Raw genomic sequence first — 18,146 nt, forward strand, 5'->3', positions numbered from 1 at the left:
ACCTCCCGAGAGGAGATCCGGCGATGACCCCCAGCACCCAGCCCGAGATCGAGCGCAAGTACGAGGTGCCCGCAGGAGCCGAACCCGTGTGGGCGGACCTGCCGCGCCTGCGCGTCGAGCCGGAGCCGACCGTCCGCTCCCTGGAAGCCACGTACTACGACACCGCCGCAGGCAGCCTGGCCGACTTCGGACTGGCCCTGCGCCGTCGTCGCGGCGGCCCGGATGAGGGGTGGCACCTGAAGTTCCGCGCCGACGGCGTCAAGCACGAGGTCCACGTGCCGCTGCTGCGCACGGCCGACCGGCTGCCGGCGCAGATGCGCCAGCTGATCTCGGGTCTGCTCGAGGCCCAGCCCCTGGAACCCCTGGCCGTGCTGCGCAACGAGCGCCAGGTGCTGCAGGTCCATGACCCCGACCACGGCCGCGTGGCCGAGATCTGCCTGGATGATGTCCGCGGCACCGAGTCCGCCACGGGCATCACCCGAGTCTGGCAGGAGCACGAGGTCGAGCTGGTCAACGGCACCGACGCAGACCCGCAGGCCGTCTTCGACGAGATCGAGACCGTGCTGCTGGCGTCCGGGCTGCGCCCCTCCGCCTCTGCAGCCAAGATCGCGCGCACCCTGGGCGCCGAGGACGATGCCGAGGCCGTCACGGTGCTCGGCCCCGACGGCGAGCAGCTGTCGGGGTCAGGGGAGGACGACTCCTCCGACGACCATGGCGGGCAGGCCTCGTCGAAGAGCAAGAAGCAGAAGAAGGGCAAGAAGGACGGCGGCGGGAAGTCCTCGAAGAACCAGTCCAAGAAGGCCAAGAAGTCCTCGAAGGACAAGGTCAAGAAGGCCGAGAAGGCTGAGCTCAGCAGGGCCGAGGAGGCTCCGGCTCCCGAGCCCAGCACCGAGCAGATCGTCCAGTCCGCGCTCGTCGAGGCCGTCCGGCAGATCCAGTGGCTGGACTTCCTGGTGCGCGTCGGCGCCGAGCATGCCGTCCACGGCCTGCGCCGGGCGGCACGCGGCTGCGAGGCCCTGCTCATCGGCCTGGGCCCGGACCTGGCGGATCCCCAGGCGGCGGCAGAGGCAGCTCAGATCGTGCGCGAGATGAGTCAGGAGCTCTCGGCGCTGCGCGATGCCGAGGTCGTGGAGCAGCTGCTGCCGCTGCGCGCACAGGACGCCGGGGCGGCCCTCTCCCGCTCGGCCGCTGCGCACCTGATGACCATGGCCCGCGAAGCCCGCGAGGCCCAGGCCGCGACCGCGCGCCGTCGTCTGCTCTCGAACGCACACCAGGAGTCGCTGCGAGCCCTGGCCGAGATGCTGGGCCGGGCACGGCTCAGCGACTCCGCCGCCGAGCACACGCCCAAGAAGCTCGGCTCCCGCATGACCGAGCGCTGGCTGGACTCCGTCAGGGACCTGGGTCCCGTGCCCGCCGCGACCGTGGAGCTCGACGACGTCCTGGTCCACGTCCACGCCGTGCGCCGCGCCCTGCGCCTGCTCAGCTTCGGAGCGGAGCTGTTCGAGGTCACCTCGCTGCGAGCCCGCAAGTCCCAGGCCTCGATCCTGCCCATCGCGAAGGGATACCTCGAGACCTGCGGAGACCTCATGGACTGCCGGGTCATGGAGGCGTGGTACGCCTCGGCGGCGCGCTCGCTGGCGCGCAAGGGCGGCGACCGCTACGGCGTGGGCATCCTGCACGGCCGGGAGCAGGCACTGCTCGAGGCTTCGAGCGAGGACAGCGTCCTGATCCTGGAGGAGCTCTTCGACCAGCTCGAGGGCCAGGACTGAGCCTCTGCCGATCGAGGCCGCACCTGGGCCGTTCGCCCTCGGGGGACGGCCCAGGAAGGCCTCAGCTGCGACTGCTAGCCTGGGCGCAGCTGTTCCACGACCGCCCTCGACTGCCCCACAGGACAGATGCGGGCACAGGAAAGGACGATTGCATGAGCAATCCCATGCTCCGTGACTTCGGCGCCCAGAAGGGCGCCCGGCCCCAGCAGGGCCAGTACGAGCAGAACGGCCGCATCTACGACTACGCCGGAGGCGCCGGTCAGACGGCCACTGCGGACAAGCTTCAGGGCATGTACGACCAGCCCACCGCCGGCCCCGCGCAGACCGGTCGCATGACCATGACCGATGTCGTCATGCGCACCTCCATGACCCTGGGGGCAGTGATCGTCATGGCGGTCGTGGGCTGGTACGTGCCGGCACTGGCCGTCCCGGGTGCGATCATCGGCCTGGTGCTCGGTCTGGTCAACGCCTTCAAGCGCGAGCCCTCGCCCGTGCTGATCATGGCCTACGCCGCCGCGGAGGGCGCGTTCCTGGGCGGACTGTCCATGATGATGGAGGCCAGCGCCTACCAGGGCATCGTGGTCCAGGCCGTCATCGGCACTCTGGGGGTGGCCGCGGTCGTGCTGGTGCTCAACCAGATGGGCATCCTGCGCTCCAGCCCCGTCCTGACCAAGATCGTGCTGGTCGCCATGCTCGGCTACCTGGTGTTCGGCCTGGTCAACCTGGGGCTGTCGGTCTTCGCCGACTTCAACATGCGCTCGGACGTCAACATCCCGGGCACCGACCTTCCGCTGGGTCTGCTCATCGGCGGGATCGCCATCCTGCTGGCGTCGTACTCGCTGGTGCTCGACTACGAGAACATCCGCAACGGCATCGGCCGAGTGCCGGCCAAGTACGCCTGGTCCGCGGCCTTCGGCCTGACCGTCACCCTGATCTGGCTCTATGTCGAGATCCTGCGCATCCTGGCGCTGTTCAACAGCAACGACTGAGTCCGCGCGGGCAGCAGCGCTGCCGCACAGACCATGACCCGGCCCCGTCGCGATCCTTCGCGGCGGGGCCGGGTATTTGCGGTCTCCATGCTCAGTCGAGGAACTCGAGCGGGACCCGCGGCCTGCGTGTCGCATTGGCCAGGCGGGTCTCCTCGACGGGGACGCGCCCGATGAACAGCCAGCCCAGGATCTCCTCGCGCTCCGAGAGGCCGTAGTAGTCGTGCAGGACCTCCTGATCGGGCGATTCGCGCGGCGCCCACTGCACGCCCCAGCCGGCGCCGCACAGCGCCGCCTCCAGCACGGTGTGCGCGGCGTGCGCCTCGAGGCGCTGGCGCTTGCGGGACAGCTGTGCGGCGTCGTCGGGACGGAAGACCAGGGCCAGGGCCATGCCCCCGCGCATGGCGAAGGCGAGCGAGCCGCGGAAGGCCGCCAGGCGTCGCAGCTGCTTGCCCTTCAGCGGGGCGCTTCCGTCGCCGATGTCCGGAAGGGAGCGCAGCCCGGACAGCGCAGCGGCCAGCTGCGGGGCCTGCGCACGGGTGGTGGCGATCAGGCGCCAGCCAGAGGGGTCCTCGGGCGCGGGCCGACCCGCAGCAGCCCGGACGATCTGCTCCAGCTCGGCGCGCGCGGGAGCCTCGGGGAGCAGTGTGGCGGCGCGTCGACGCTGGGACAGGATTCTCAGGAACGGAGCGGCCATGGGGTCATCATCCCACCTTCGGGTCGTGCGCCCCAGTGGATCGCAGAATCCGGGGCGAACACAGCGAAGGCCACTGCCTGTTCTGACGCAGGAGCTGCCCGAGTGGTGTCATGATGAAGCCCATGACATCAACCACCGGATCCTCGCCCGAACGTCGGCGCGGGGCAGAAGTCCAGATGCCCGCAGTCGGCGTGAGCGACGGCCAGAGCGTTCCCGCCGGCGTGCGCGTGGCCGCGGCCTGGTCCTGGCGCATCATCGCCGTCATCGCTGGCATCTACGTGCTGGGACGCCTGCTCGGGGCCGTGACGACCGTGCTGATCCCGGTGCTGCTCGCAGCACTCGTGGCGAGCCTGATCTCTCCCGTCACCCAGGCCCTGCGGCGACTGCGCTTTCCTGCCATCCTGGCCTCGCTGAGCTCGATCCTGGCCCTGTTCCTGGTCGTGTTCGGTCTGCTGGGTCTGGCCGGGCAGCAGATGATCTCCGGCTTCAGCCAGCTCAGCGACTCGGCCATGGCCGGAGTGAACGCGCTGATCGGCCTGATCGAGGACCTGCCCTTCGACTTCTCCACGGATCGGCTCAACGAGCTGGTGGATCAGGGCGTGAGCTGGCTGCAGTCCAACTCGGGCGAGATCGCCTCGGGTGCCATGTCCTTCGGCGCCACGGCCGGCAACTTCCTCACCGGCTTCTTCATCATGGTCTTCACCCTGATCTTCTTCTTGGCCGACGGGGAGCGGATCTGGCTGTTCATCGTGAAGCTGTTCCCCCGGCCGGCGCAGGCGGCAGTCAACGGATCGGGCCGCAAGGCCTGGATCTCGCTGGGCCAGTACGTGCGCGTGCAGGGCTTCGTGGCGTTCATCGACGCCGTGGGCATCGGCCTGGGCGCGTTCGTCCTGGGCGTGCCCCTGGCGGTGCCGCTGGCGATCCTGGTGTTCATCGGATCGTGGATCCCGCTCGTGGGTGCTGTGGTCACCGGCGCGATCGGCGTGCTCGTCGCGCTGGTCGCCAACGGCCCCATGGCCGCACTGGGCATGCTGGCCGTCGTCATCATCGTGCAGCAGCTCGAGGGCAACGTCCTCCAGCCGCTGATCATGGGCCAGGCGGTCTCCCTGCACCCGCTGGCGGTGTTCCTGGCCGTGGCCGCGGGCTCCGTCGTCGCGGGCATCCTGGGCGCGCTGTTCGCGGTGCCGCTGCTGGCCATGGTCAACTCCGTGGTCCGCTATCTTTCCAGCAGGGCGTGGGAGCACGATCCGGACATCGCCTGGCAGCCCTATCTGTACCCGTGGGAGATACGACGCAAGGCCAAGGCCAAGGAGCTCACGCGCGAGGAGGTGCTCCAGCAGTTCCGCCGCTTCAGCCGCACTCGCCGCAACGAGGAGGCGAAGTCTCGGAACAAGGAGGCCGAGAAGGACGTCACCCAGCGCGAGCGCGATCGTGCCCTCGAGGCGGCCGAGCGAGTCTCCGAGGCCGAGCGCCGTCGCCATGCCCGCCAGAAGGAGCACCACGACGTCTCCAAGGACGCCGAGACCCCGCAGGCCAAATCCACTCAGGAACCCGGCGAGCTCGAGCAGACGCAGGCGGCTCGCATGCCCCAGGGACTGGGAGAGGACGTCGGTGCGGGGTCGCCGGGGGACCGGGTGATCGCGGGAGCGGATGACGAGGATCCGACCCCGCCCGAGCAGGACGGCACCGAGGGCGCGGACGGCCCCGGGGACTCCCGCCGGGGCTGACCGGGGGCGCCGTCGGAACTTGGCCGCGACCGCGTCGGCCGGACTCGCCCCTCGGGGCCTGCGAAAGGCCGCTCCTTCACCGCATGCGGTGTCGGAGCGGCCTTTCGCCTCGTCCTAGGATGGATGGCGGCCCGCACCGGCGCCGAGCACGTCCATTGGATGTCGCAGCACCCACGTTCAGGAGGACCCCATGTCGCTGTCCGAGCTTCCCGTCCGGCTCGAGGACATCGAGCGCGCCGCGCGGATGCTCGACGGGATCATCGAGCGGACCCCTGTGGCGCACTCCCGGGCGCTGTCGCGGGAGCTGGGTTCCGAGGTGTGGCTCAAGGCCGAGAACCTGCAGAGGGCGGGATCCTTCAAGGCCCGCGGGGCCTACGTGCGGATGGCGGGGCTGTCCGATCAGGAGAAGGCCCGCGGCGTCATCGCCGCCTCGGCGGGCAACCATGCTCAGGGCGTGGCGCTGGCGGCCAGCCAGCTCGGGATCCGCGCGCGGATCTACATGCCGCGCGTGGCTGCGCTGCCCAAGATCGCCGCGACCCAGGACCATGGCGCGGAGGTGGTGCTCTTCGGCTCGAGGGTCGATGAGGCGCTGGCCGAGGCCAAGCGAGTGGCCGAGGAATCCGGCATGGTCTTCATCCACCCGTTCGACAACGCGGAGATCGTGGCCGGTCAGGGCACCCTGGGCCTCGAGATCCTCGAGCAGGTCCCGGAGGTAGACACGGTGCTCACGGGGGTGGGCGGCGGAGGGCTGCTCGCCGGTCTGGCCGTGGCCCTGAAGGCCAAGGCCGCCCGGGGCGGGCGCCCGGTGCGTCTGATCGGCGTGCAGGCCGAGAACGCGGCCGCCTATCCGCCGTCGCTGGCCGGGGATGCGATCGTCTCCCTGGACCGGGTCTCCACCATCGCCGACGGCATCGCCGTGGGCCAGCCCGGAGAGCTCCCCTTCGAGATCATCCGCGACCTCGTCGAGGACATCGTGACGGTCTCGGAGGACCGCCTGGCCGAGGCACTGATCTTCCTGCTCGAGCGCAACAAGCTCGTGGTCGAGCCTGCCGGTGTGGTGGGCGTGGCAGCCCTGCTCGACGGGAGCCTCCAGGAGGTCCATGGCGACCTGGGAACCACGGTCGTGGTGCTCTCAGGGGGCAACATCGACCCCATGCTCATGCTCAAGGTCATCCAGCGCGGTCTGGCCGCAGCCGGGCGCTATCAGACCCTGAAGATGATGCTCGTGGATCGCCCCGGCGAGCTGACCCGCATCTCCGGGATCATCTCGGGGCTGGATGCCAACGTGACCGGTGTGGATCACACCCGCATCGGCGGCTCGCTGTCCATGGGCGATGTCTCCATCACGATCGATATGGAGACCAAGGGCCACGAGCACTCGCGCGCCGTGATCGAGGCTCTTGAGGCGGAGGGCTACGAACCCGTCGTCGTGCACTGAGCCGAGCGGTCCCCCGGCTCGCCCCCGGGGCCGTTCGGCACGACGAAGGCGCCGTCTCCCGAGCGGGAGACGGCGCCTTCGGCGCGGGTGGAATCAGCCGCGGAAGGGCTTGGCCTCGAGGATCTCGACCTCGATGGACTTGCCGTTGGGAGCCTCGTAGCTCACCGTGTCGCCGGCCTTGTGGCCGGTGATCGCAGAGCCCATGGGGGAGCGCGCGGAGTAGACCTCCAGGTCGGAGTCCCCGACGAGGTCCTCGGCGACCTCGCGGGAGCCGAGCAGGAAGGTCATCTCGTTGCCGGCGACCTTGGCCGTGACGATCATGCCGGCCTCGACGACGCCGTTGTCCTCGGCGAACTCGCCCACCTTGGCGTTCTCGAGGAGGCTGGTCAGCTGCTGGATGCGCCCCTCGTTCTTGGACTGCTCCTCGCGCGCGGCGTGGTAGCCGCCGTTCTCCTTGAGGTCGCCCTCATCGCGAGCCGCCTCGATACGGTCGACGATCTCCTGGCGGTACGGCCCGGAGATGTGGTCGAGCTCCTTCTTGAGGCGGTCGTAGGCCTCCTGGGTGAGCCAGGCGCCCTCGGTCTCGGGGGTCTCGGACACGGTGCTCTTCTCTCTGTCTGCGGTGGTCTTGCCGGCACTGCGCCGCGGCCGGGGGTGCGGCCCTCTGCGGCCCCTCGGGGCGGTGCCGCTGCCTGTCGGGTGCCGGACTCCGGATCCCGGGGGATGCGGGTGCAGCGGATCAGGCAGGAGGCTCATCGTATCGGAAAGGGTGCGATCTTCAGCACATCCATGATCGCGTTGACGACATGTGCAGCGCTCCGGCCGGGGGATCAGTCCAGGTTCCAGCAGCTGTCGACCCGGGCCGTGGTGGCCGGATTGGTGGTGCGGATGGCCAGGCGATGGGCGCTCGTGCGCTCAGCCTGTGGATCCGCAGGCAGCGTGATCTCCTCATACCCCACGACGGCCCAGTCCTGGTTGAGGGCCTCGATCCCGCAGCGCACCGCCCGGTCCGGGTCCCTCGTGACCTCGAAGTCGGCGGTGACCTCTGCCGTGGAGAGGAGGTCGAAGCCCACGTCCTTGGAGGTCGGGGCGCTGGACTGGCCCTGCACGATCCACACGACGAGCAGAGTGGCCGCCAGCAGCGCGGCCCCGATCAGGCCCCAGCCAGCACGGGCGCTCAGGCGGCGGCGCGGGCGGAGGTCGTAGCGCTGCTGCAGTGTCGAGTTCCGGCTCGCGGCTGCGGGCTGTCTCGTGTGCGGCATGCGCCCCAGTCTAGTGCCGCCGGGGGAGGCCGGGGACGGGACGGAGCACCGAGGGAAGGCCCAGTCGAGGCGCGTAGGATCCTCGCAGTGAATGCTGTCGGCCTGTCGCCGGCAGCCCCGTCCGCTGAGCACTGCCGCTGCGTGCCTGCGCTCCCATCGGAAAGGATCCCGGGATCTTGCCTTCGTACTCCGACATGCGTCTGCTCGCCGTCCATGCCCACCCCGACGACGAGTCGTCGAAGGGGGCCGCCACGATGGCCCACTACCGTCGGCTGGGGGTCGAGGTCATGGTGGTGACCTGCACCGGCGGAGAGTCCGGCTCGATCCTCAACACCGCCATGGACTCCGTGGCCCACGCGCGCCGAGATCTGGCCGGCTACCGCCGTCAGGAGATGGCCCGGGCGGCTGAGGCCCTGGACATCCGCCACCGCTGGCTCGGCTACACGGACTCCGGACTGCCCGAGGGGGACCCGCTGCCCCCGCTGCCGCCGGCGTGCTTCGCGCTGCAGCCGGTGGATCGGGCCGCCGCCCCGCTCATCCGGCTGGTCCGCGAGTTCCGCCCGCACGTGATCCTCACCTACGACGAGAACGGCGGCTATCCGCACCCCGATCACATCCAGACCCACAACGTGGCCATGCGCGCGTGGCAGAAGGCCGGGGACCCCGAGCACATGCCCGAGCTGGGGCAGGCCTGGCAGCCGCTGAAGCTCTACTACGACCGCGCCTTCGACCTGGACCGCCTCCAGGCCCTGCACGAGGCGCTGAGGGCCAAGGGCCTGGAGTCCCCGTTCGCCGAGCGCATCGCCCGACGGCTCGAGGCCCGCGACACGGAGGGCAACGACTCCGCGCCGAACCAGCACGTCACCACCACCAAGGTGCACTGCGCCGACTGCTTCCCGGTGCGCGACGACGCTCTGCGGGCGCACGCGACCCAGGTGGCCCCGGAGTCCTGGTTCTTCGCCATGTCCCCGCAGGACCAGGCCGCCGCCTGGCCGTGGGAGGACTACGTCAGGGCCGAGACCCGGGTGAGCGCCGCGCTGCCGGAGACCTGCCTGTTCACCGGCATCGTGGACGAGATCCAGCCGGATCCCGAGGACGCCCCCACCTGGCAGATCTGAGGGCCCCGCGCCCTGCACAGCTGCCCGAGACCTTCGAAGAGACGAGACCCCACTTCCATGCTGAGCCTGCCGCTGCAGAACTACAACGATGCCACCGACTCCGGTGAGCTGCGCCCCGGCCTGGAGGCCGAGCAGGTCAGCCCCGGTCTGATCGGCTTCCTGATCACCTTCGTGATGGTCGCCGTGGTCGTGGTGCTGATCGTCGACATGGTGCGCCGTCAGCGTCGCCTGCGCTACCGCGCCGACTACGCCCGAGCCCGGGAGGAGGCCGAGTCCGGGGCCGTGGTCCAGCCCTCCGGGGCATCCTCTGGCGACCCTCGCGCCGAAGGCGCCGCGACCACCGCCGACGCGCCCGGCGCCCCGCCGGGCGCGCACGAGCGAGCCGACTCGGCCCGAGATCAGGAACGACCCCACGGGGGCTCCTGAGGCCCCCGTGGGGCGGATCTGCGCAGGAGACGCGGCTCAGGGCATCGCGACCACGATCGCGCTCCAGTGGCACACGAAGCCGATGACGGTGCACGCGTGGAAGACCTCGTGGAAGCCGAAGTGCAGCGGTGCGATCGCCGGGCGCTTCAGCGCGTAGACCACTGCGCCTGCGATGTACGCCGCGCCGCCGACCGCCAGCAGCACGGTGGCCCCGGGGCTCACGGGCCAGAAGACCGGCAGGTAGGCGACCGCGATGCAGCCCATGACGATGTATAGCGGCGTGTAGAGCCAGCGCGGGGCGCTCATCCACAGCAGGCGGAAGGCGATCAGTCCCGCCGCGCATGACCAGATGATGATCAGCAGCACCCGCGGGTCCTCGAGCAGCGCGATCGCCAGCGGCGTGTAGGTGCCTGCGATCAGCAGCGCGATGTTGCAGTGGTCGAACCGGCGCAGGAAGCCGGTGACGCCGGGGGACCAGTAGCTGCGGTGGTAGATCCCGGAGACCCCGAACAGCAGCAGTCCGCTCACCCCGAAGACGGCGCAGGCGATCCGCAGCTCCAGGCTCGGTGCCAGCAGCACGCTGAACAGCCCCAGGACGAACACCACCGGGGTGAAGGCGGCATGGATCCAGCCGCGCATCAGCGGCTTGCGCTCGACCGGGGGATGCTGCTCCGTGAATCCCAGCCGCGACAGCAGCCGGGATCCTGCCACGGAGCGGGTCACGACGGGCAGCTCGAGGCGGCTGCGCCTGCGCGCACGCGAACGGCGGGCGCCGTCGTCGCGGTCCTGGAGATCCTGGTCCTGGGACCCCTGCGGCCGAGCGTCCTGCGGTGCCTCGGCGGTGTGCGGTGACATGCTGCCTCCCGGCGACGTGCTGTGATGATCCGCGGATATGTCACGGACACCTACCATGCTAGGGCGCTGGGCTGCGATCGAGCTGGGTGAGTGCGCTGCCAGGGCAGGACGGGGCGCAAGAGGCAGCAGATGCGCCGCCCGAGCGGCATCCCCGCGCTATCTTTGGGACAGCGCCGTCGCCGATCCTCGGGGCATCGTGCGGGGCAGATCAGGGTCCGGGCCGCACGGCTCGGGTCGAACCGCCAGATGGAGGGGCTGCGTGTCCAGGACCCGCCCGCTGTACCGCCTGTACGAGCAGCGGCTCGAGGCGGCGCTGCCGCCCGAGCAGCTGCCCGGCCACGTGGGGGTGCTCGTGGACGGCAACCGGCGCTGGGCGGAGCAGTCCGGGGGCTCGACCGCAGACGGCCACCGCGCCGGTGCCGAGAAGATCATCGAGTTCCTGGGCTGGTGCCGGGACCTGGAGATCCCGCATGTCACGCTCTATGTTCTGTCCACCGAGAACCTCAAGCGCCCTGCCGAGGAGCTCGGGCCGCTGCTGGAGATCATCGCCGAGCTGATGAGCTCGCTGCAGACCCGCAGCCTGTGCCAGGTCCAGGCGGTGGGTGCGCTCGAGATGCTGCCCGACGACCTGCGCGGCAGCATCCGCGAGCTCGAGCGCGCCACTGTCGGCAATGACGGCCCCCATCTGAACATCGCGGTCGGCTACGGCGGACGCCAGGAGATCGTCGATGCCGTGCGCGAGATCTTCGCCGGAGCCCTCGAGCGCGGCGAGGACGTGGCGCAGCTGGTTCAGCACCTGAGCGCCGATGACATCTCCGAGCACCTCTACACCCGCGGTCAGCCGGACCCCGACCTCCTGATCCGAACCTCGGGGGAGCAGCGGCTCTCGGGCTTCCTGATGTGGCAGTCGGCGTACTCGGAATACCACTTCTGCGAGGCGCTGTGGCCGGACTTCCGCTACGTGGACTTCCTGCGCGCGCTGCGCGACTACGCGAACCGGCACCGCCGCTTCGGCGGCTGATCAGCGCGGGCGGGTCCGTCCTCGCCCTGTCCGCATCCCGCCTGACGCCGCCGCTGCGGCCTCTGCCGCGGAAATCACACACGTGCAATTCATGCCCCGTTCATACCTGCGGCCTCCGCGGTGCTCCGGGGCGTGCCACGTTGGAGCCAGGCGGACCGGCGGATCAGCCAACCGGTAGCCCCACGGCAGGAGGATGCGGCGATGACGAGCACCACCACCCACACCAGCGGCCTTCAGAGCCCCGCGCGAGCCACGGAGCAGGCGCCGCCGCGGCCTGAACCGAGCGTCGAGCCCCCGCGGGCGGGGGTGCGCTGCTACGTGGTGGACACCTCCGTGCTGCTCTCGGATCCCCGGGCCGTGCTGCGCTTCGCCGAGCACGACGTGGTGCTGCCCGTCGTGGTGGTCATGGAGCTGGAGGCCAAGCGCCACGACCCCGAGCTCGGCTACTTCGCACGCAAGGCGCTGCGGCTGCTGGACCGGCTGCGCGTGGACCACGGAGGGCTGGACCGCCCCATCGCGCTGGGCCAGGACGGCGGCCGGCTGCGCATCGAGCTGAACCACATCAGCGAGACCGTCCTGCCGCTGAGCTATCGGCTGCGCGACAACGACTCGCGCATCCTGGCCGTGGCTCGCAATCTGGCCGATGAGGGCCACGACGTCTGCGTGATCTCCAAGGACCTGCCCATGCGCGTGAAGGCCTCCGCGCTGGGCCTGGACGCGGAGGAGTACCGCGCCGAGTGGATCGGCGACGACGAGCACGAGTGGTCGGGCATGGTCGAGCTCGACGTCGACGACGACCTGGTGGGCAGGCTCTACGCCGATGAGGAGGTCCTGGTCCCCGGCTCCGAGGGCCTGCCGGCGGGCACGGGGCTCGTGCTGCACTCGCACCGCGGCAGCGCCTTGGCTCGGCTTCGCCCCGACGGCGGCAGCCGCGTGGTGCGCGGTGACCGCGAGGTCTTCGGTCTCAGAGGCCGCTCCGCCGAGCAGCGCATGGCGATCGATCTGCTGCTGGACCCGCAGGTGGGCATCGTCTCCCTGGGCGGGCGCGCGGGCACCGGCAAGTCGGCGCTGGCGCTGTGCGCCGGTCTGGAGGCCGTGCTCGAGCGCCAGGAGCACCGCCGGATCATCGTCTTCCGCCCGTTGCACGCCGTCGGCGGCCAGGAGCTGGGCTATCTGCCCGGCTCGGAGGAGGAGAAGATGAACCCGTGGGGCCAGGCGGTCTACGACACCCTGGGTGCCGTGGTCTCCGAGAACGCGATGGCCGAGATCGGCGCTCGCGGGCTGCTCGAGGTCCTGCCCCTCACACACATCCGCGGCCGGTCGCTGCACGATGCCTGGGTCATCGTGGACGAGGCCCAGTCCCTGGAGAAGAACGTCCTGCTCACGGTGCTCTCGCGCATCGGGCAGAACTCGAAGGTCGTGCTCACCCATGACGTGGCTCAGCGCGACAACCTGCGCGTGGGGCGCCACGACGGGATCGCGGCGGTCGTCGAGGCGCTCAAGGGCCACTCGCTGTTCGGGCACGTGACCCTGACCCGCTCCGAGCGCTCCCCGATCGCGGCGCTGGTCACCGAGGTGCTCGAGCGCACCGAGGTCTGAGCCGACCGCCTCAGCCCCGGCCGGAGCACGTGCCGGGGCTCAGGCGTCCTCGGCCGATGCCTGCCGGGGCCGCAGCGCGACCCAGGCTCCAGCGGCCATGGAGACGAGCAGGGGGACGGTTCCGAGCCGCTCGAGCGCAGGGGGACCGTTGAAGACCACGTCGGCCCCGCGGTCGCCCAGGTACTCGGCGGCCATGACCGACGGATTGTCGCTGAAGGCCACCAGGATCATCAGCGCCAGCACCGCGGCCACTGCCCATTCGGCAGGCGGTGCGCTGCGCGGGCGGTCCGGGACCAGGGCGAACAGCAGCGGCAGCACCCACACCCAGTGGTGCTCCCAGGAGATCGGTGAGATCAGCAGCATCACGAGCGCGCCCAGCACGACGGCGGAGAACGGGTCGCCGGCTCGCGCCGCGCGGCGGATGCCGAGCCCTCCGAGCACGATCACGGCGACCGAGAGCAGCAGCCACAGGGGGGTGACCAGAGCGTCCGGCAGACCCCACAGATGCAGCACTCCGTTGAGCGACTGATTGGAGATCCGTCCGGCGTCGCCCACACGATCCGTCGAGAACAGCTGGTGCGTGAAGTAGTCGAGCACCTCGCGGGGCAGGACCACGGCCGCGCCCAGGACCGTGATCAGCACGCCGAGGACCATGCCGATGATCGTTCGCCACCGGCCCAGCACGAGCGGGACCAGGCCCATGGCCGCCGGGGTGATCTTCAGGCCGGCGGCCAGACCGGTGAGCACGCCCGAGCCGGCACCCCCGCTGCGTCGGCGGCCGAGATCCGCGAGGATCAGCACGGCCAGGAGGACATTGATCTGCCCGAAGATGAACGTGAACCAGACGGGGTAGAGGTGCCAGGCCAGACCCAGCGCCGTCGCATAGGCGAGCAGCGTGGGGACCGGGCGCAGCAGGAACCAGCAGCGCGAGATCGGGGCCAGGCGCAGCACGACTCCGACGAACACCCCGATCAGCCCCGCATTGACCGCCTTGAGCACGGACCACGCCGATTCCAGAGACATGGCCCCCAGCGGATGGAACAGGATTGCGGCCGCGGGCGGGTAGGTGAACGGCAGCTCGATCTTCCCGGCCTCCACGAGGCTCGGGGCATAGAGGTAGTCAGTCGTCGGGTTCTGACCGTGCAGGATCTGGGCCGCGCGCCAGTAGACCTGCATGTCCAGCCCGGGGGCCTCACGCTGGCTGTGGACCACCAGGATGAACACGGCGGTGAAGATCAGCAGCCCCGCCCACATCAGCAGGCGCTGGAGCACGGACGGGGCCGACGGGGAGGACTCGTCGGCGAGGACGGCAGAGGGCATGGGCGCGGCGCCTTCGGTGGGGAGCGGATCGTGCGGTGGAGCTTCCGGGCCTGCAGCTCTGGTCTCGGGCAGGCGTGCGGGCGACTCGGAAGTTGTTCAGCCCCGCAGCCTCCACGGCAGGTGCCGGGAGACGTCGGTGAGCCGGAAGGACACGGGGGTGAACAGGTCGTCGTTGAGGTAGTCGTCGACCGCCTCGATCCGCAGCCGGTGACCGGAGCCGGCCTCGGGGCCATCGAGGACCTCCGAGGCGGTGCAGATCCCGGTCTGCTCGTCGATGCTCACGGCGGTGGGCGCGGGTGCCAGCGGGTGCCCGGGCTCCACAGGGCGATAGCCCACGAGCGGGCGGACGACGGCCCGGCGCACGGGGCGGCCGTCGTCGTCGACGGCGCTGCGGATCTCGGTGAGGGCCGCTGGGGCCCGCTCCGCGAGGTAGAGCGGCTGCGGGGCGGGCCCGGCCAGCTCGACCGGATCGAGCACGGCCTGCCACCGCCCGCCGCCGAAGACCGGGTCCCCGTAGGCCGCCTCCGGACGGCGCTCGACCAGCCCCGAGCGGGTGTAGATGGGGCTGAGCAGTCCAGGAGGCACGAGCCAGGACTCGGGGCGAGCGGAGACGTAGAAGTCGTCGCGCGAGCCCACGAGATCTGTGGAGGTGTACAGCGCGGTGCCGTCCAGTGCCTCCACGCGCAGATCCTCCGGCCGGCGGATCCAGCAGCGCACGGGTGCGGTCTCGGGGCCCAGCCAGCTCAGGGTGAAGCGCACCGTGCCCCAGCGCCAGGGGGAGGACCGGCACAGGGCGGCGAACTCGGACGGATCGGTGGCGGGGGCGGGGCTGGGACGACCGCTCGCAGACGGGGTCATGCAGCCATCGTAGGTCGTCGCAGCGTGGTCACTGCTGTCCACAGCTGCTCGCACGGCCTCCCTCGCAGCTGCCGCCTCGGCTAGCTTCGGGTCCATGGGGGCGATCCTGGGTGGAGTTCTGGACGGCGGGGCCGCGCAGTGGGCTGCTGCGGCTCTGCTGCTGCTCGTGCTCACCGGACTCGCCATGGTGGGCACCTGGCTCGTGGTGGTGGACCTGCGCGAGCACCGTCTGCCCGGGGACATCGTGCGCCCGGCGTGGATCGCCGCCGCGGCGGGGCTGGCAGGAGCCGGGCTGCTGGCCGGGCAGCCCGCGCGGATCCTCGCCATGGTGATCGGGGCGGCTGCGCTGTGGGGGCTGTACTGGCTGCTGCGCCGCGGCTCGAGCGGGGCTCTGGGCGCCGGCGACGTCCGCCTGGCCGGGCTGCTCGGCACCGTGCTGGGCTTCGACTCGCTGTGGCTGCTGCTGTGGGCCACCGGGGCGGCCTTCGTGCTCGGCGGGCTGGCCGCTCTGGTGGTCGTGGTGCGCGATCACAAGGATTTGCAGACGCGCATACCGTTCGGACCGGCCATGATCGCGGGTGCTGCCGCCGCGCTCGTCGTGGTCTGAATGGGCGGTTCGAGCGCACAGCGCGGCCGAGGTGCTGCCTCTCGGTCGGCGCCCGGGCTGCTGTGGGACGCTGAGGTGCTGCCGCTGCGCGGGCCGTCGTCGGGCGGCCCGCTACTGATCGAAGGAGGAGTCCGTGCCCACTCCCGAGTACATCCTGTCCCTGCGCGAGAAGATCGGTCATGATCTGCTCTGGCTTCCCGGAGCGACCGCCGTGGTCCTGCACGAGGGCCGGATCCTTCTGGGGTGTCGTGCGGACAACGGGAACTGGGCGCCGATCACCGGCATCGTGGACCCCGGGGAGGAGCCGGCGGCCACCGCGGTGCGCGAGTGCTTCGAGGAGGCCGGCGTGGTCTGCGAGGTCGAGGGCCTGGCCGGCGTGAAGGCCGGGGGAGAGGTCGTCTTCCCGAACGGCGACCGCTGCCGATTCCTGGATCACACGTTCCGCTGCCGCTACGTCAGCGGCACCGCGCGCGTGAACGACGACGAGTCCACGGAGATCGACTGGTTCGACCTCGACGACCTGCCGCCCATGCGCGAGGACCTGCTGCGACGCATCCGCTGCGCCCTGGACTTCGACGGCACCACGCGGTTCTCGACCGAGCCCGGCCTCTCCCAGGACCCCACGGGAGCGCACGAGCCGCCTCGGAGCTGAGAGCAGAGGAGCCGCCCCCGCCTCCGAAGAGGACGGGGACGGCTCGCGGTCTGCCGGTCGGATCAGCGCAGCGCGTTGATGTTGCGCAGGTTGGAGCGCGCCATCGAGACGGCCTCGCCGGCGCCGCCGTTCATCACGACCTTGCTGATCGCGGTCGCGAAGCCGAAGACCTGGTCCGAGGAGATCTGCGGCGGCATGGACAGGGCATTCGGGTCGGTGATGACCTCCACGAGCGAGGGCCCCTGGTGCGCCAGCGCCTCGCGCAGGGCGGGCTCGACCTCCTTGGCCTTGACCACGCGCCGGGACTGGAAGCCCATGGCGGCTGCGACCTGGGAATAGTCCGTGTCCGGGACGTCCACGCCGAAGTCGGGCAGCCCGTCCACGAGCTGCTCGAGCTTGACCATGCCGAGCGTCGAGTTGTTGAAGAGCACGACCGTCAGCGGCAGCCGGTAGGTGCCCGCCGTGACGAGCTCGCCCAGCAGCATGGACAGGCCGCCGTCGCCGGACATGGAGATGACCTGCCGGTCCGGGTAGGCGAACTGCGCGCCGATCGCATGCGGCAGGGCGTTGGCCATGGTGCCGTGCTTGAAGGAGCCGATAATCCGGCGGGTTCCCAGCGGGCGGATGTATCGGGCCTGCCACACATTGGCCATGCCGGTGTCGGCGGTGAACACCGCGTCCTGCGCGGCGACCTCGTCCAGCACGCTGGCCACGTACTCCGGATGGATCGGGGAGAGCCTCTTGGCGTTGCGGGTGTAGGCGCCCACGGCATGGTTCATGATCCGGTCGTGGCGCTTGAGGGTCTTCTTGAGGAAGGACCGGCTGCGCTTGCGCTTGAGTAGCGGAAGCAGCCCCTGCACGGTGGCCAGGGTGTCGCCGTGGACGGGGTAGTCGACCTGGGTGCGGCGCCCCAGCACGGAGGCGTCGCGGTCGACCTGGATGGTCAGGGTGTCCGGCAGGAACTGGTCGTAGGGGAAGTCGGTGCCGAGCATGACCATGACATCGGCATCCTCCATACCCTCCGCGGCCGCGCCGTAGCCGAGCAGGCCGGTCATGCCGACGTCGAACGGGTTGTCGAACTGGATCGCGTCCTTGCCCCGCAGCGAGTGCCCGATCGGAGCGCCCAGCACATCGGCGAGCTCGATCACGGCGTCGTGGGCGTCGCGGACGCCGTCGCCGACGAACAGGGCGACGTTGTCGGCCTTGTTCAGGACCCCGGCCAGCTCGACCAGGCAGTCGGTGTCCGGGACCACGCTGGCGCCCATGACCGGCTTCCACTGCGGGGTCTCGGCGGTCGCCTCGAGATCGGCGACGTCGCCGGGCAGGGTCACGACGGACACGCCGTGCAGGGTCGTGGCCTTCTGGATCGCCGATCGCACCACGCGCGGGGACTGATCGGTCGTGGAGATCAGCTCCGAGTACACGGAGCACTCGTTGAACAGGCGGTCCGGGTGGGTCTCCTGGAAGAAGGACTGCCCGATCTGCGCCGAGGGGATGTGCGAGGCGATGGCCAGCACGGGCGCCCCGGTGCGCTGGGCGTCGTACAGCCCATTGATCAGGTGCAGGTTGCCGGGGCCGCAGGATCCGGCGCACACGGCCAGCTCACCGGTGAGCTGGGCGTCGGCGGCCGCGGCCATGGCCGCGCCCTCCTCGTGGCGGACGTGGATCCAGTCGATCCCGCCCTGGGCGGCACCTCCGGTGCGGCGCACGGCATCGACCACGGGGTTCAGGCTGTCGCCCACGATCCCGTAGATCCGGCGGACGCCGGCCTGCTGGAGCTGGGCCACGATCTGGTCTGCGAGCTTCATATC

Annotated in this window: 17 protein-coding genes; 10 read left to right on the forward strand and 7 right to left on the reverse strand. The window is 70.7% G+C overall.

The window, feature by feature from the left end; genetic code table 11:
- Positions 1 to 23: 23 nt before the first annotated feature.
- Both M3E84_RS02655 and M3E84_RS02660 read left to right on the forward strand, forming a co-directional pair.
- Positions 24 to 1,769, forward strand: coding sequence for a CYTH and CHAD domain-containing protein (locus tag M3E84_RS02655; protein WP_259894456.1), 1,746 nt, complete (start codon positions 24 to 26; stop codon positions 1,767 to 1,769).
- 152 nt (positions 1,770 to 1,921) lie between these two features.
- The gene (locus M3E84_RS02660; protein ID WP_259894457.1) at positions 1,922 to 2,758 is read left to right on the forward strand and encodes a Bax inhibitor-1/YccA family protein; all 837 of its coding nucleotides are present in this window, start codon (positions 1,922 to 1,924) and stop codon (positions 2,756 to 2,758) included.
- A gap of 91 nt (positions 2,759 to 2,849) precedes the next feature.
- Here the strand turns inward: M3E84_RS02660 and M3E84_RS02665 are convergent, their stop codons facing one another.
- Positions 2,850 to 3,452, reverse strand: a complete 603-nt coding sequence (locus tag M3E84_RS02665) for a hypothetical protein (protein ID WP_259894458.1) — start codon at positions 3,450 to 3,452, stop codon at positions 2,850 to 2,852.
- 176 nt (positions 3,453 to 3,628) lie between these two features.
- On the opposite strand from M3E84_RS02665, the gene M3E84_RS02670 reads away from it, so the two are divergent.
- Positions 3,629 to 5,179 (forward strand): AI-2E family transporter, encoded by a 1,551-nt coding sequence (locus tag M3E84_RS02670; RefSeq protein ID WP_259894459.1) that lies wholly within the window; start codon positions 3,629 to 3,631, stop codon positions 5,177 to 5,179.
- A gap of 190 nt (positions 5,180 to 5,369) precedes the next feature.
- Positions 5,370 to 6,617 carry a threonine ammonia-lyase gene (gene ilvA / locus M3E84_RS02675; protein ID WP_259894460.1) on the forward strand — a complete coding sequence of 416 codons (1,248 nt, stop codon included), beginning with the start codon at positions 5,370 to 5,372 and terminating at the stop codon, positions 6,615 to 6,617.
- 93 nt (positions 6,618 to 6,710) lie between these two features.
- On the opposite strand, the gene greA is transcribed toward ilvA, so the two are convergent.
- Together greA and M3E84_RS02685 are read right to left on the reverse strand one after the other, a co-directional pair.
- A complete protein-coding gene (gene greA / locus M3E84_RS02680; RefSeq protein ID WP_259894461.1) occupies positions 6,711 to 7,217 on the reverse strand; it encodes a transcription elongation factor GreA in 507 nt (168 codons plus the stop codon).
- 230 nt (positions 7,218 to 7,447) lie between these two features.
- A complete protein-coding gene (locus M3E84_RS02685) occupies positions 7,448 to 7,879 on the reverse strand; it encodes a DUF4307 domain-containing protein (RefSeq protein ID WP_259894462.1) in 432 nt (143 codons plus the stop codon).
- Positions 7,880 to 8,073: 194 nt separating this feature from the next.
- Between M3E84_RS02685 and mca the strand changes: the two genes are divergently transcribed.
- Complete coding sequence (mca, locus tag M3E84_RS02690; protein ID WP_259894481.1) at positions 8,074 to 8,997, forward strand: mycothiol conjugate amidase Mca; 924 nt, start codon at positions 8,074 to 8,076, stop codon at positions 8,995 to 8,997.
- Between the two features lie 57 nt (positions 8,998 to 9,054).
- A complete protein-coding gene (locus M3E84_RS02695) occupies positions 9,055 to 9,423 on the forward strand; it encodes a hypothetical protein (RefSeq protein WP_259894463.1) in 369 nt (122 codons plus the stop codon).
- A gap of 36 nt (positions 9,424 to 9,459) precedes the next feature.
- Here M3E84_RS02695 and M3E84_RS02700 read toward each other — a convergent pair whose 3' ends face one another.
- Positions 9,460 to 10,278 carry a hemolysin III family protein gene (locus tag M3E84_RS02700; protein ID WP_259894464.1) on the reverse strand — a complete coding sequence of 273 codons (819 nt, stop codon included), beginning with the start codon at positions 10,276 to 10,278 and terminating at the stop codon, positions 9,460 to 9,462.
- Between the two features lie 259 nt (positions 10,279 to 10,537).
- Here M3E84_RS02700 and M3E84_RS02705 point away from each other — a divergent pair, with 259 nt between their 5' ends.
- The gene (locus M3E84_RS02705) at positions 10,538 to 11,299 is read left to right on the forward strand and encodes an isoprenyl transferase (protein WP_259894465.1); all 762 of its coding nucleotides are present in this window, start codon (positions 10,538 to 10,540) and stop codon (positions 11,297 to 11,299) included.
- 201 nt (positions 11,300 to 11,500) lie between these two features.
- Positions 11,501 to 12,898 carry a PhoH family protein gene (locus M3E84_RS02710; RefSeq protein WP_259894466.1) on the forward strand — a complete coding sequence of 466 codons (1,398 nt, stop codon included), beginning with the start codon at positions 11,501 to 11,503 and terminating at the stop codon, positions 12,896 to 12,898.
- A 39-nt stretch (positions 12,899 to 12,937) separates the two neighbouring features.
- On the opposite strand, the gene M3E84_RS02715 is transcribed toward M3E84_RS02710, so the two are convergent.
- Together M3E84_RS02715 and M3E84_RS02720 are read right to left on the reverse strand one after the other, a co-directional pair.
- Complete coding sequence (locus M3E84_RS02715; RefSeq protein ID WP_259894467.1) at positions 12,938 to 14,218, reverse strand: glycosyltransferase 87 family protein; 1,281 nt, start codon at positions 14,216 to 14,218, stop codon at positions 12,938 to 12,940.
- Between the two features lie 96 nt (positions 14,219 to 14,314).
- The gene (locus M3E84_RS02720) at positions 14,315 to 15,076 is read right to left on the reverse strand and encodes a hypothetical protein (protein ID WP_259894468.1); all 762 of its coding nucleotides are present in this window, start codon (positions 15,074 to 15,076) and stop codon (positions 14,315 to 14,317) included.
- Positions 15,077 to 15,170: 94 nt separating this feature from the next.
- On the opposite strand from M3E84_RS02720, the gene M3E84_RS02725 reads away from it, so the two are divergent.
- Both M3E84_RS02725 and M3E84_RS02730 read left to right on the forward strand, forming a co-directional pair.
- A complete protein-coding gene (locus M3E84_RS02725; protein ID WP_259894469.1) occupies positions 15,171 to 15,683 on the forward strand; it encodes a prepilin peptidase in 513 nt (170 codons plus the stop codon).
- Between the two features lie 133 nt (positions 15,684 to 15,816).
- Complete coding sequence (locus tag M3E84_RS02730; RefSeq protein WP_259894470.1) at positions 15,817 to 16,335, forward strand: NUDIX domain-containing protein; 519 nt, start codon at positions 15,817 to 15,819, stop codon at positions 16,333 to 16,335.
- 62 nt (positions 16,336 to 16,397) lie between these two features.
- Here M3E84_RS02730 and M3E84_RS02735 read toward each other — a convergent pair whose 3' ends face one another.
- Complete coding sequence (locus M3E84_RS02735) at positions 16,398 to 18,143, reverse strand: pyruvate dehydrogenase (protein ID WP_259894471.1); 1,746 nt, start codon at positions 18,141 to 18,143, stop codon at positions 16,398 to 16,400.
- Positions 18,144 to 18,146: the final 3 nt, after the last annotated feature.

The sequence above is a fragment of the Kocuria sp. p3-SID1428 genome (assembly GCF_025149945.1).
Lineage (GTDB): Bacteria > Actinomycetota > Actinomycetes > Actinomycetales > Micrococcaceae > Kocuria.

What these genes read in the sequence shown, in the direction of transcription:
- M3E84_RS02655 (WP_259894456.1), top strand. Translation starts at nt 24, where the DNA reads ATGACCCCCAGCACCCAGCCCGAGATCGAGCGCAAGTACGAGGTGCCC.
- M3E84_RS02660 (WP_259894457.1), top strand. Translation starts at nt 1,922, where the DNA reads ATGAGCAATCCCATGCTCCGTGACTTCGGCGCCCAGAAGGGCGCCCGG.
- M3E84_RS02665 (WP_259894458.1), bottom strand. Translation starts at nt 3,452, where the DNA reads ATGGCCGCTCCGTTCCTGAGAATCCTGTCCCAGCGTCGACGCGCCGCC.
- M3E84_RS02670 (WP_259894459.1), top strand. Translation starts at nt 3,629, where the DNA reads ATGCCCGCAGTCGGCGTGAGCGACGGCCAGAGCGTTCCCGCCGGCGTG.
- ilvA (WP_259894460.1), top strand. Translation starts at nt 5,370, where the DNA reads ATGTCGCTGTCCGAGCTTCCCGTCCGGCTCGAGGACATCGAGCGCGCC.
- M3E84_RS02685 (WP_259894462.1), bottom strand. Translation starts at nt 7,879, where the DNA reads ATGCCGCACACGAGACAGCCCGCAGCCGCGAGCCGGAACTCGACACTG.
- mca (WP_259894481.1), top strand. Translation starts at nt 8,074, where the DNA reads ATGCGTCTGCTCGCCGTCCATGCCCACCCCGACGACGAGTCGTCGAAG.
- M3E84_RS02695 (WP_259894463.1), top strand. Translation starts at nt 9,055, where the DNA reads ATGCTGAGCCTGCCGCTGCAGAACTACAACGATGCCACCGACTCCGGT.
- M3E84_RS02700 (WP_259894464.1), bottom strand. Translation starts at nt 10,278, where the DNA reads ATGTCACCGCACACCGCCGAGGCACCGCAGGACGCTCGGCCGCAGGGG.
- M3E84_RS02710 (WP_259894466.1), top strand. Translation starts at nt 11,501, where the DNA reads ATGACGAGCACCACCACCCACACCAGCGGCCTTCAGAGCCCCGCGCGA.
- M3E84_RS02715 (WP_259894467.1), bottom strand. Translation starts at nt 14,218, where the DNA reads ATGCCCTCTGCCGTCCTCGCCGACGAGTCCTCCCCGTCGGCCCCGTCC.
- M3E84_RS02720 (WP_259894468.1), bottom strand. Translation starts at nt 15,076, where the DNA reads ATGACCCCGTCTGCGAGCGGTCGTCCCAGCCCCGCCCCCGCCACCGAT.
- M3E84_RS02725 (WP_259894469.1), top strand. Translation starts at nt 15,171, where the DNA reads ATGGGGGCGATCCTGGGTGGAGTTCTGGACGGCGGGGCCGCGCAGTGG.
- M3E84_RS02735 (WP_259894471.1), bottom strand. Translation starts at nt 18,143, where the DNA reads ATGAAGCTCGCAGACCAGATCGTGGCCCAGCTCCAGCAGGCCGGCGTC.